The 12,370-nt window shown below is 53.8% G+C and carries 10 protein-coding genes and 1 pseudogene; 8 read left to right on the plus strand and 3 right to left on the minus strand.

Annotated features, from left to right (window positions below; translation table 11 throughout):
• Nucleotides 1-23: 23 nt before the first annotated feature.
• Nucleotides 24-1,913, plus strand: a complete 1,890-nt coding sequence (mnmG, locus tag E2H98_RS09530) for a tRNA uridine-5-carboxymethylaminomethyl(34) synthesis enzyme MnmG (protein ID WP_133593635.1) — start codon at nt 24-26, stop codon at nt 1,911-1,913.
• 98 nt (nt 1,914-2,011) lie between these two features.
• Complete coding sequence (locus tag E2H98_RS09535) at nt 2,012-2,404, plus strand: hypothetical protein (RefSeq protein ID WP_133593637.1); 393 nt, start codon at nt 2,012-2,014, stop codon at nt 2,402-2,404.
• Nucleotides 2,405-2,413: 9 nt separating this feature from the next.
• On the opposite strand, the pseudogene E2H98_RS09540 reads toward E2H98_RS09535, so the two are convergent.
• Nucleotides 2,414-3,633, minus strand: a pseudogene (locus tag E2H98_RS09540) (IS256 family transposase).
• A 191-nt stretch (nt 3,634-3,824) separates the two neighbouring features.
• Here E2H98_RS09540 and E2H98_RS09545 point away from each other — a divergent pair.
• Nucleotides 3,825-4,856, plus strand: a complete 1,032-nt coding sequence (locus tag E2H98_RS09545) for a hypothetical protein (RefSeq protein WP_133592055.1) — start codon at nt 3,825-3,827, stop codon at nt 4,854-4,856.
• A 35-nt stretch (nt 4,857-4,891) separates the two neighbouring features.
• On the opposite strand, the gene E2H98_RS09550 is transcribed toward E2H98_RS09545, so the two are convergent.
• Together E2H98_RS09550 and E2H98_RS09555 are read right to left on the minus strand one after the other, a co-directional pair.
• The gene (locus E2H98_RS09550) at nt 4,892-5,224 is read right to left on the minus strand and encodes a PilZ domain-containing protein (protein ID WP_133592053.1); all 333 of its coding nucleotides are present in this window, start codon (nt 5,222-5,224) and stop codon (nt 4,892-4,894) included.
• A gap of 383 nt (nt 5,225-5,607) precedes the next feature.
• The gene (locus E2H98_RS09555; RefSeq protein WP_133592051.1) at nt 5,608-7,254 is read right to left on the minus strand and encodes a DUF1631 family protein; all 1,647 of its coding nucleotides are present in this window, start codon (nt 7,252-7,254) and stop codon (nt 5,608-5,610) included.
• A 160-nt stretch (nt 7,255-7,414) separates the two neighbouring features.
• On the opposite strand from E2H98_RS09555, the gene rsmG reads away from it, so the two are divergent.
• From rsmG to E2H98_RS09580, 5 genes are all read left to right on the plus strand, one after another.
• On the plus strand, nt 7,415-8,041 hold the full coding sequence (gene rsmG / locus E2H98_RS09560; RefSeq protein WP_133592049.1) for a 16S rRNA (guanine(527)-N(7))-methyltransferase RsmG: 627 nt from the start codon (nt 7,415-7,417) through the stop codon (nt 8,039-8,041).
• A gap of 259 nt (nt 8,042-8,300) precedes the next feature.
• Nucleotides 8,301-9,092: a ParA family protein gene (locus tag E2H98_RS09565; RefSeq protein ID WP_133592047.1), complete on the plus strand. Its 792-nt coding sequence runs from the start codon at nt 8,301-8,303 to the stop codon at nt 9,090-9,092.
• A gap of 73 nt (nt 9,093-9,165) precedes the next feature.
• Nucleotides 9,166-10,065 carry a ParB/RepB/Spo0J family partition protein gene (locus tag E2H98_RS09570; RefSeq protein WP_133592045.1) on the plus strand — a complete coding sequence of 300 codons (900 nt, stop codon included), beginning with the start codon at nt 9,166-9,168 and terminating at the stop codon, nt 10,063-10,065.
• Between the two features lie 29 nt (nt 10,066-10,094).
• The gene (locus E2H98_RS09575; RefSeq protein ID WP_133592043.1) at nt 10,095-10,580 is read left to right on the plus strand and encodes a hypothetical protein; all 486 of its coding nucleotides are present in this window, start codon (nt 10,095-10,097) and stop codon (nt 10,578-10,580) included.
• Nucleotides 10,581-11,073: 493 nt separating this feature from the next.
• Nucleotides 11,074-12,342, plus strand: coding sequence for a dicarboxylate/amino acid:cation symporter (locus E2H98_RS09580; RefSeq protein ID WP_198325092.1), 1,269 nt, complete (start codon nt 11,074-11,076; stop codon nt 12,340-12,342).
• Nucleotides 12,343-12,370: the final 28 nt, after the last annotated feature.

Genomic DNA, 12,370 nt, shown 5'->3' on the forward strand with positions numbered 1-12,370 from the left:
ACTTCATAGGTCTTGTCGGCACCATGATTTTCCCGGATGTTTTTGATGTCATCGTTGTAGGCGGCGGTCACGCCGGCACTGAGGCGGCGCTGGCTTCGGCCCGTATTGGTGTCAAAACGCTGCTGCTGAGCCACAACATCGAATCGCTGGGGGCGATGAGCTGCAACCCGGCCATCGGCGGTATCGGCAAGGGCCATCTGGTCAAGGAAATCGATGCCTTGGGCGGGGTCATGGCCAAGGGTGCCGACCGCGCCGGTATCCAGTTCCGTACCCTGAATGCCTCGAAAGGCCCGGCTGTGCGTGCTACCCGGGCGCAGGCCGATCGCATCCTTTATAAGGCATATATCCGCCAGGTGCTGGAAAACCAGCCGAATTTGTGGCTGTTCCAACAACCGGTCGAAGATCTGATTCTGGAAAACGGCGCTGTCGCCGGTGTCGTCACCGCTATGGGTCTGACCTTCAAAGCCCGCCAGGTGGTGCTGACGGTCGGCACATTTCTGGCCGGACGCATCCATATCGGCGAGCAGAATTACGCTGGTGGCCGCGCTGGTGACCAGCCGTCGAATGGTCTATCAGCAAAACTTCGTGAGTTGCCATTCCGTTATGGTCGCTTGAAAACCGGTACGCCGCCGCGTATCGATGGTCGATCAATCAACTACGACGGTCTGCAGGAACAACCGGGCGATGAACCGCGGCCGGTGTTTTCGTTTTTGGGTTCTCGTGCCGACCAGCCAAAACAAATTTCCTGCTGGATTACCCACACGACGGCAAAAACCGCTGAAGTGATCCGCAGCAACCTGCATCGCTCGCCAATGTACAGCGGTCAGATTGAAGGCATTGGCCCGCGTTACTGCCCGAGTATCGAAGACAAAATTGTTCGTTTCGCCGATAAAGAAACGCACCAGATTTTTATCGAACCGGAAGGCCTGACGACCAACGAGGTCTATCCAAACGGCATTTCCACCTCGCTGCCATTCGATGTGCAGATAGAGATTGTTCGTTCGATCAAAGGTTTCGAGAACGCCTATATCCTGCGCCCCGGTTACGCCATCGAATACGATTATTTTGATCCGCGCGAATTGAAAGACACGCTGGAAACCAAGCACGTGCCGGGCTTGTATTTCGCTGGCCAGATCAACGGTACCACCGGTTATGAAGAAGCCGCGGCGCAAGGTTTGCTCGCCGGCGTCAACGCCGCGTTGCGGGCGCAAGACAAAGATATTTTTACGCTGCGTCGTGACGAATCCTATCTGGGCGTATTGGTCGATGACCTGACCACCAACGGCACCCAGGAACCGTACCGAATGTTTACCTCGCGCGCCGAGTACCGCCTGCTGCTGCGCGAAGATAACGCCGATTTACGCCTGACCGAAAAAGGCCGTGCGATTGGCCTGATTTCCGACGAACATTGGAATGCCTTCGCCCGCAAACGCGATGAAATTGAAACCGAACGTGCTCGTTTGCAACGCACGTTTGTGTTGCCGCAATCCGAAGCAGCCAAGCACCTGAATCAGTTTTTCGAATCGCCTTTGGCGCGCGAATATAAAATGGAAGAACTGCTGCGCCGGCCGGAAATGGATTACCAGAAACTGACTTCAGCACCCGATCTCGCGGTCGAAACGATCGATCCAGTCGTTGCTGAACAAGTCGAAATCCAGGTCAAATACGCAGGCTATATCGATCGTCAGGTCGAAGAAATCGAAAAGCAGCAACGTTATGAAAACACCCGTCTGCCCGCCGATTTTGATTACAGCACGGTGCGCAGCTTGTCATCGGAAGTGGTGCAGAAGCTAAACAAAATCAAACCGCAAACCATCGGTCAAGCGGCCCGCATTTCCGGCATCACGCCAGCGGCCATTTCGATTTTGCTGGTGCATTTGAAGCGCGGCAGTTTGCTGCAGGAGTCAGCATAAATACAGCTCGCCCTGTTCCAACAATAAGCTGACAACCGGTGCTATCACTCCCGTCAAGTGAAGCCTTACAAAATCCTCGTTCACCACATACACAGAAAATGATTAAACCAGCAACAAAGCAACTGGCTGCACTGGCTCTGGCCGTTCTTTTACAAGCGTGTCAGACAGCAGCTACCAAATCCGTCGCTTCAGGTCTCTCACCAGTCAAAGCCCCTAGCATTGAGGTAACACTTGGGGAAAGAGGTATTGTCGATAAGGAAATCATGGAGGAGTGCAAAACAAATGCAATTCTGCACCAGAAGTTTTCCAAAATGATTAAGGGTCGCAAGGACATCGATTACGACATTTCTATTCAAATAGAAAAGCTAAGAAAGCTTGGGTTTGGTGTATTGGGAACCAAATTCGGCGGAAACGAAGTAGTACTTTCTATTATCCAACAAAAAAACACTGCCATTTCTCAAACATTCGAGACTGTCCAGAATTTTGTGTAACTGGCGGATTTACACCTTCACGCGGTCTTCGCCGAACACGATCAACAACTGATTCAGTGCGGCTTTCCAATCGTGTACCGGCATCGTCCACTTTTCCGCGATCCGATGCAAGGTTAAGTACAACACCTTCAAGATTGCCTCGTCATTCGGGAAGGCTTTCTTGGGTTTCAACACTTTTTGCAAGCTGGCGTTGAGTGATTCAATCGCGTTGGTCGTGTAGATGATTTTCCGTATTTCCGGCGGATAATCAAAGAACACCGTCAACCGTGTCCAGTTGTTACGCCAGCTCGGCCCAATATGCGGATACTTCCCGCCCCAGTTCTGTTCAAATTCAGCCAGCGCCCGCTGTGCTTCGCTTTCCGTTGCCGCTCGATAAATCAACCGTAAATCGGCCGCCACGGCCTTACGCTCTTTCCAAGGGACGAAGTGCAGCGAGTGACGCACTTGATGGACGATGCATTGCTGCACATGGGTCTGCGGGTAGACCGCATTAATCGCTTCCGAGAAGCCTTTAAGGCCATCGACACAGCAATCAATACGTCATTGACGCCGCGATTTTTCAGTTCATTGATAACGCTTAACCAGAACTTGGCGCCTTCACTGCTGGCCAACCATAACCCTAAAATCTCTTTCTCACCGCGCATGTTGATGCCCAGCGCTACATACACGGAGCGATTGCCGACCATGCCATCCTGCCGCGACTTCGTCACCAAGGCATCGAGATAGACAATCGCATAAGTCGAATCGAGTGGTCGCTTCTGCCATTGTTGTACTTCATCCATAACCTGTTCGGTCACCTGGCTTATCAGCGCCGGTGACACCGCGTTGCCGTAGGTTTCTTGCAGGTAGTCGTGAATGTCACGCTGACTCATGCCGTAAGAGTAGAGTCGCACGATGGCGTCCGTTATGCTGCCAACGCGTCGTTGATGCTTGCCGATAAACCGAGGTTCAAACTCGGCATTCCGGTCACGTGGGACTTCGATATCCAGTGGGCCATGCTCGGTTTGCACTTGCTTGGTCGATCGGCCGTTACGTGAATTACCGGAGTTGCGACCTTTGACGGCGTGTTTGTCATAACCCAGATGCTGTTCCATTTCGGCCTTCAGCGCCCGCTCCGCGACCTGCTTGAACAACACTTTGGTTAGTGCCTGGAAGTCTTCGGTTGATTTGCAACTGTCTAATAATTCATCAAGTGTGGTATGGGTGCTGACAGGTTTTTCTGGCTTCATAATGCTCTCCTATTGAGGATATGATGAAGCCAGTTACACAAAAATCAAAACGGTCCCAAACATTCAGCTGCCGCGCAGACATAGGTGTATTTGGTTTGCTTACAACGGCGTGCTCACGTGTCAACCATTGCATTGGAAGAATACTTGACCAGTCAGAGAAATGGTTTGACTCACAAGCAAGGAAATACTAAATGAAGAAGCTATTCGTTGCGGCAATGGTTTTTGCCGCCGGTGCCGGTCAATTACAGGCGAACCAACCACCGGCTTATTCGCCCATGGAAATGATTATTCTGGATGCTCTTTATCGCAATGATTCGGATGACGCCCGTGTGGCATTAAAAGTAATTAATACTACCAATCTGACCAATACAAAACTAACCGATGCAGTAGCTGACCATCTGCATCACACATTAACGCACTCACGCCTCGACAATGGCGCAGTCATTGATGTGGTTGCTTGGCACATCAAAGTACTGGGAAACGCCGGTGGTCGCTACCATCAGTTTTTGACGTCCGTACATCAATCTTCGACTGGTAACAAAAAGCTCGACAAATACTTGGTTGAAGCCCTGAATAGCTCTCCGGCTGCAGAACAATATCTGCCTGAGTCACTGGAAATGCCCTTTAAAAAGCAGGACATCGAGAGTCATATCGACGCAAAAGAGCAATGCAATAAGGTAGAATTCCAAAAGATCTCGGTGTATCAGCCGATGAAGCATGTCGTAGATAAGGTGGGAATGCCCTTTCTACTGAGTACTCACAAAGTCAAGGTGCGCTTCTCTGGTACTCGGGATTACGCGACGCTGCATTTTAAAGACTGCGGTTACATAATGTTCAATGCCCCCGTTCATGGCGAAACGGACTATACGGTGTTGGAAGTCGGTGAAGAAACCTTTTCTATCGGTGCCAGCAAGTCACGTTCGCAACGGGCAGTCAGTCAGTTTGCCGCGATCCTTCACGGTCTTGAATTCAGAACGTTTCTAAAACTCAATGAGAGGGAGTTTGTACGAGACACCCAGCTCCACGACGCTCTACGCTCGCGACTAATGTTGAACGAATTTCCATCAGACAAGTATGCCGATGACGCGCTAGCTATTGCAGTAAAGCTTATTGCCCACAATCCGTCAGAAGAAAGCTGGAAAGTCATACAGTTCCTATCTGAGAACGCAAATGCTGAGAAAGCGAAAGACGTGGCAACGTCAATTTTAAAGAGAAAAAAGTGAGCAAACTGGCTGTTTTCGAAGGCTGGTAACAAGACTCAATCTTCGGAGATAGCAAACCGCTGCCACACCTCATAATCACTATCTCGCGCATCGACAAGCTCAAAACCGACCGCGAAGCCCTCACCTTCCGGTCGGCACCACCTGAGTTCGGCAACCAGCAGAAAATGGATTTTTGGTTCGCCGGCCTCGATCACCACATGCAGTATCGCGCCCTGATCGAGTGCGACCGGCACCTGGGCACGAAAGCCACCGGCGGAGATATCGTCAGTTTGCGTTTCCAATTGCTGACCGTCGCGGAACAGCAAGCGGATATAGGCTTTTTCGTTGCGTGCCAGACGGGCGTGCTGGCGTTTTTCCTGGTATCTCATAATCCTAGAAGCCGCAGTTGGACGCAGTGCAGAGTGCACGTCGACGAAGGCGAGAAAAATCCGCTTGGAGCGGATTTTCGCGCCAGCCCCGAAGGGATTTGGCGCAGGGAAGCGCCAAACACAAGGCGCCCACCGGAGCGAGGGTTATTCTCCTCGCGAGGGCGAGCGGGAAACCAGCACAGTACCAGTGTACTGTGCGCCCGCGCAGCGCCTTGCGCTCTGCGCAAGGCCGGACAGGTAACGCGGTATCGCCGAGTCGGCGCGCGCTATCCACTGCGGAGCGGCTCAGCCACTGACTAAACCTCGGAACAAACAAGAATCTTTTCATACTCATCGCCATATCCTATTGCTTGCAGCGACCAACGGCGGTTTTTAGGATCAAGTTACTGCCAGTTTTTCAGATGTTCACGCCGACCCTGCACCAGTGTTGCCAGCGCGTCGTCGAGCACACGACCATAATCCTGCACGCTGGCTTTTTGATCAGCCAGCATCTCTGCGACCGATGTCGCGGTTGCCTGCAGTACTTTTTTGCCTTCAGCGTTGACAAATACCAGCTCGTTCGAGCGGTTCAAGATAAACGCCAGTTGCGCTTTTTCTTTCAAAGTGTCGGTATTCAGTTGTAACCAGGCGCCCGGTTGCAGACGCTGCACATCGCTTAAACATTCGGCCAGCAGACGCGCGCGAGCCTGTTCTTTGGCGCGGGCGGCGACCTCTGCCTGGCGACGTTCGCGCTCGGCAGCGAGTTTTGCTTGCGCTTTTTCCATGGCCGTCTTTTGCAGCGCAATTTTTTCCGCCTCATTGCGCGCTTCGGCTTCAGCTTTTTCGCTATGCAGACGAGCCAATTGCTCTTCCAATTGTTCCAAGAGCGATTGCTGCCATTGCAAAAAGAACGGGCGCGGGTCGATCAATCGCGTGCGCTGTGCCGCGAACGCATCGGCCAATTGTTCGGTACTGAAACTGGCGATGCGCAAACCGGATAAATTGGCAAACAGGTAATGGCCTTGATGCAGGTCCTTGTCGATCAAACGCGCCCGCACTGGTTTGCCATTGGCTTCGGTAACCACCCAATCGCCAACGCGAATCGCGCGCGCTTTCAGCAAGGCATCATCGGTGAACATCCATTCGCGGTGATCGCTGGCGCCGAGATCGAGATGCGCTGCCGGCAAGCTGGGCCGATAGCCGCTGAGTAGCGCCAGCGCATACTCATCCCATTGTTCGACAAAGCGGTCGAGCGCAGCCGCGTTGTGATGGATTTCGCCGAACCATTCGCGCAATTGCGCTTGCGGTTCGGAAATGCGTTGCCGATATTCGCTGCGCAAGGATTCGCTTTCCGCTTCGCTGAGACTCCAGATGATCGCGATCAGCAGCTCCTGCAGTTTTTGCCAGCGCTCGCTGTTACTGCCGTGTTGAACATGAGCCACCTGCAGCAGTTTGCGAAAATCGTTTTCCAAGAATTCGACGGCAAAGGCCGGCAACGTGCGCTCGCCCAACTGTTGTTGCAACAAGCTGTCAACGCCAACGCGAGCATCGGCGAGTTTCCATTGCTCGCGTTCTTTTTGAATCAGTTGCTGCTCGCGAACTTTCAGATCCTGCTGGTATTGGCGCAATGACTGGGCAAACTGTTCGCTGATTTTCTCCAGCTGCGACAAATCGGTGGCGGCTTTTTGTAGCGCGGCCGGCACCAGATCGATGATGGTTTTGGCATTGCGGCCAGAAAAATCATCGACACCGCGCACGGCGCCGACCAGCATTTCGCCAAAACGTCTTACCGGGTGGGTTTGATCGCGCCAGAGCAGCACGCCCTGCTGCTGCACGCGCACGACCAGCATCGGCAAATCCCGCAGCAGCTCTTGGGCCAGAGGGTCGAGATCCGCCTGCTGCTGTAGACAATGGCGCACGGATTCGTCGAGTAAGCGCACCTGGAACGCCTGCCAAACTGGTGAGTGGGCCATTTCCGGCACAGCGAGACCCATCAGGCCGGCGGCCTGTTCCAGTAATGGGCTAATGGTCTGGCTGAGATCGGCAATCATCGGGCCTGCCGATCCGGCTCGGCGTGTGGATTGAGAAAAGGCATGACCCAAGCGTAGACAGAAAATCGAGGCTTGGCGTGTGAAGCGGGTCGTGAAAATAGCCGAAGCACGGTAATGGCTATAAGATCACTGGCCGTGTCTTCATGAATTGACTCTACCAATGTCCTTGCGCCCTTTCCTGCTTGATGCTTGCCAGCAAATGGTTTTGCCGGTTTCCGATAACCAGGCCGACCGGTTGTTGGCACTGCTTGAGGCGCTGATGAAATGGAACACGGCATTCAACCTGACCGCGATTCGCGAGCCGAAACAAGCGCTGATCCTGCACGTGCTCGATTCGCTGAGTGTACTGCCGCAGGTTGGTGACGGCGCCTTGCTGGATGTCGGCACCGGTCCCGGCTTTCCGGCGCTGCCGCTGGCAATCATGCGGCCGGAGCTTAACGTCACGGCGCTGGACAGCAACGGCAAGAAAATTCGTTTTATCCGTCAGATCAGCCATGAACTTGGGCTTGGCAATATCACGCCGGTGCAAGCCCGGGTCGAAGCCCATCAGGGCCAGTACCAACAAATCGTCTCGCGCGCGTTCAGCGAGCTGGCGCCGTTCGTGCAAATCAGTGAACACCTGCTGGCGCCGGGCGGAGTTTGGCTGGCAATGAAAAGCCAACGCGCCGACGAAGAACGCGAACAGCTTGGTGCCGCCTATCGCTGCGAAACCATCGAACTGCAGGTGCCGGGGCTCGATGCCTACCGCTGCCTGGTTCGGGTGCAGCGCGCCACAGAAAATTCATGACAATTTTTGACCGCTAGCCATGGTGGCAGCGGGTTTCGCCTACCACGATATCTGGTAGCGGCTCACGCTAAGCTCTTGATCGCCATGGGTATCAAACCGGCGTTTGCGTGGAACATCAGGATTGGAGCGCGGCCGGCGATACGGTACCCTATCCGGTCCTTGGCGGTAGGCCGTTCGATCACCGCCGTACCGGTTCAATCAGAAACCGGTTTCACGCCGCGCCGAGCGCGGAGCAAGCACAGGTATTCGGAGAACTTTAGTGGGTCGCATCATCGCGGTTGCCAATCAGAAAGGTGGCGTCGGCAAAACCACCACCAGCATCAACCTCGCAGCCAGCCTGGCGGCGACCAAACGCAACGTGCTGCTGATCGATCTGGATCCGCAGGGCAACGCGACGATGGGCAGCGGCGTCAATAAGCATGGTTTGCAGGCCACCGTTTACGACGTGCTGATGGGCGATATCGACGCCCGCGACGCCATTATTCCCGGCACCAACGGCGGTTACGATTTGCTGCCGGCCAACCAGGAGCTGACCGCGGCCGAAGTGCACCTGCTGGAAACCGAACAACGCGAACACCGCTTGCAAAAAGCGCTGGTCAGCATCGCTGATGACTACCACTACATCTACATTGATTGCCCGCCCAGTTTGAACATGCTGACCGTCAACGCGCTAGTTGCCGCGCATTCAGTATTGATTCCAATGCAATGCGAATACTTCGCGCTCGAAGGCATCAGCGCGCTGCTGCAAACCGTCGATCAAATTCGCGAAGCGCTGAACCCCGACCTGCATATCGAAGGCGTGCTGCGCACGATGTTCGACCCGCGCAACAATCTGGCTGGTGACGTCGCCCAACAATTACAAGACCATTTCGGCGAACGCCTGTACAACACCATTATTCCGCGCAACGTGCGCCTGGCCGAAGCGCCTTCGCATGGCTTGCCGGCACTCGTTTACGACAAACTTTCCTCCGGTTCAAAAGCGTACCTGACGCTGGCGGGTGAAGTGCTGCGTCGGGACAAAGTGCCGTTCTCGGAAATTACCGCGCAATAAAAGGCGCGATCAGGGAAGACAGAACGACGTCCATTTGCACACAGTTTGATTTCGTATTGAAGGCTTTTACATCATGGCAGTGAAAAAACGGGGACTCGGCACCGGCCTGTCCGCGCTGATTGGTCAGAACACCGCGCAGGCACTCTCGACCGGCAAAACCCTTTCCGAAACCGACGGCGAATTGCGCAAATTACCGGTGGAGTTTTTGCAACCGGGCCGCTACCAGCCACGCCGGGTAATGACCGAAGACGCGCTGAACGAACTGGCCGACTCGATTAAGGCCCAGGGCCTGATCCAGCCAATCGTCGTGCGCAAAATCGGCGACCAGAAATTCGAAATCATCGCCGGTGAACGTCGTTGGCGCGCCTCACAACGCGCCGGCCTGATGGAAGTGCCAGCGCTGGTCAAGGAGGTGTCCGAACAGGGCGCCGCGGCGATGGCGCTGATCGAAAACATGCAGCGCGAAGATCTGAACTGCATCGAAGAAGCACTCGGCCTGCAACGCCTGATCCACGAATTTCAATTAACCCAAGAACAAGCCGCCGGCGCCGTCGGCAAATCACGCGTCAGCGTTACGAACTTATTGCGTTTGTTGCACTTGCATGATGACGTCAAGACCTTGCTGGAGCGCGGCGATATCGAAATGGGCCACGCCCGCGCGATGCTCTCGCTCGACAAAAACCAGCAACCAGAAATCGCCCGCGACGTCGCCGGCAAACAACTGACCGTACGCGAAACCGAAAAACTGGTGCGCCGACTGCTCAATCCTTCCGCAGCGAAAACCGAACACAAACCGGTCAAAAACGCCGACATCGATCGCCTGCAAAAACAATTGGCCGAACATCTGGGTGCGCCAGTGAAAATCGAACACGGTCCGAAAAAAGCCGGGCGTTTGGTGATTCCTTACAGCTCGCTTGAACAATTGGATGGCGTATTGGAAAAACTTGGCTTGAAGGAAAGCGAAGAGTTTTAAGCGTCAACGAGGTAAAGAGAGAACCGATTTTGAGAATACTCGGAGTAGTCGGCCTCTCTTTTATCCTGTTTTCTTATGCTTGCTGGGCGCTGGATCCCCAGAGTAGCCAGAAAAGCCGAGACAAGGCTGAACATATTCAAGGGCTGCAAGCAGAGCTCGACAGCTATCAACTAAATCATTCAAGGCCCTCTGGTACGCTATTTCTTTCTCGTAGCAATCCGGGAGAGCATCTGGAGTACATAGAAAGCTGCCTCTCGAGATTTTTCGATACCTTCAATAACACTAATCACATCGTTGACGTGCCAGACGGGCAAGTCGTGATGGCGACAGAAATTACCCACGATGGTCGAGTCGAGAGCGTGAGAGTTCTGGAAAGACCTCAAGAAAGAGGCGAGCTTGTGAAAGCGGCAATACTGAAATCCTCTCCACTGCCATTACTACCGGAAAGCGTCTCGTCAAAGTACGCGACATTGACATTAATCAGCGCTATAAAGCTCGAAAACAACAAAGAATAGACAGGAGAGAGCTTCTTCATCAGAAGCACCAAGGTTGAAGAATGATTTGTCGAAGCATCAACTATCGAAAAGAAAAAACGGGGTCCCCGTCTGCGCCAGCCGGCAGCGGCATGATGTAAGCCGGGTACAACCGCAGGGACAGCGGTTGTAGCGCTGTTGAGGCATGGATGCCGAGTCAGCGCGGCCCGAGCTGGAATCATGTCGATGCCGGAACGGCTTAGTCGAAGCTAATAAGCTTTTCTGGCGCAGTTGGGGCGCGCTTCTCTTTGAGTACTTTCTCTTGCGCGAACAAGAGAAAGTACTTTGCCCGCCGGGGCGAGACCCGGCAAAGGTGGGAGCCGAAAGCTCTGTTCGAGAGATCGAAAGCTTTGATAGGTGATTCCTGGATTTCCGCCTTCGCGGGAATGACCCCTTAAAAACCTGATAACATCCCCCATCAATCAAATCCCCAACCGCCAGCCAGGCGGAACTAAAACAACAGGAGACCAGCACCGTGCAGGCACAAAGCGCCCATAAACTCAGCGTCCACATTCTGATTGCGATGGGCCTGGCGATCGTCGCCGGTGCGGTATTGAAGGGCGTCGTAGCACCAGACAGTGTGTTTGCCATCAATGTTATCGATGGCGCTTTCAACGCCATTGGCCAAATCTTTATCCGCAGTCTGCAACTGCTGGTCATTCCATTGGTATTCGTTTCACTGGTCTGCGGCACCAGTTCGTTGACCGATATCGCGCAGCTCGGTCGCATCGGCGGCAAGGCGCTCGGGCTGTATATGTTGACCACCGCTGCGGCGATTACGTTGGCCATCGTCTTTGCGTTGCTGTTCTCTCCCGGTAAAGGCGTTGCGCTGGAAGCGGGCGATTTCGATGTAAAGGCGAGCCCATCAATGTGGGATGTGCTGATCAACATCATGCCGAAAAATCCGATAGAAGCGATGGCCGAAGGCAATATGCTGCAGGTCATTCTGTTTTCGGTATTGCTCGGTATCGCCATTTCCCAGAGTGGCAACGCCGGCAAACGGCTCAATGAATTTTTTGAAGACTGGAACACCGTTATTCTGAAACTGGTGCATATCCTGGTGATGCTGGCGCCATACGGCGTGTTCTGTTTGCTGACTCGCGTTGTTTATCAATTAGGTCTCGATGCCATTGCCCCACTGGCGAAATACTTCGGTACTGTACTGTTTGCCTTACTGATTCAACTGCTCGTGATTTATCCGGCGTTGGTTACGGTTCTTGCGCGCGCCAACCCGGTACCGTTTTTAAGCAAAATGAAAGGCGCCTGGATTTTTGCCTTTTCGACCGCATCGAGTAACGCAACCTTGCCGATTACCTTGTCGACGGTACGCGAAAAACTCGGTGTATCGAACCGGATTGCTTCGTTCTCGGTGCCGCTGGGTGCGACGATCAATATGGACGGCACGGCGATCATGCAGGGGGTTGCAACGGTATTTATCGCGCAAGTCTATGGCATCGACCTGACGATGACGCAAATCCTGACCGTGATCGCCACGGCGACGCTGGCTTCCATTGGCACCGCCGGGGTGCCCGGCGTCGGCTTGATTATGCTGACCCTGGTTCTGCAACAGGTCGGCTTGCCAATTGAAGGCATTGCCATGATCATCGGCATCGATCGTTTGCTGGACATGAGTCGCACGGCTGTCAATATTACCGGCGATGCCGCCGTTGCCTGTATCGTCGCGAATTCGGAAAATGAGTTCGACCGGGAAACCTTCAATGACCCGAAGGCCGGAGAAGATTGAAATTGACCTGCAATAAATCATTACTGCG

Source organism: Permianibacter aggregans (assembly GCF_009756665.1).
GTDB lineage: Bacteria > Pseudomonadota > Gammaproteobacteria > Enterobacterales > Permianibacteraceae > Permianibacter > Permianibacter aggregans.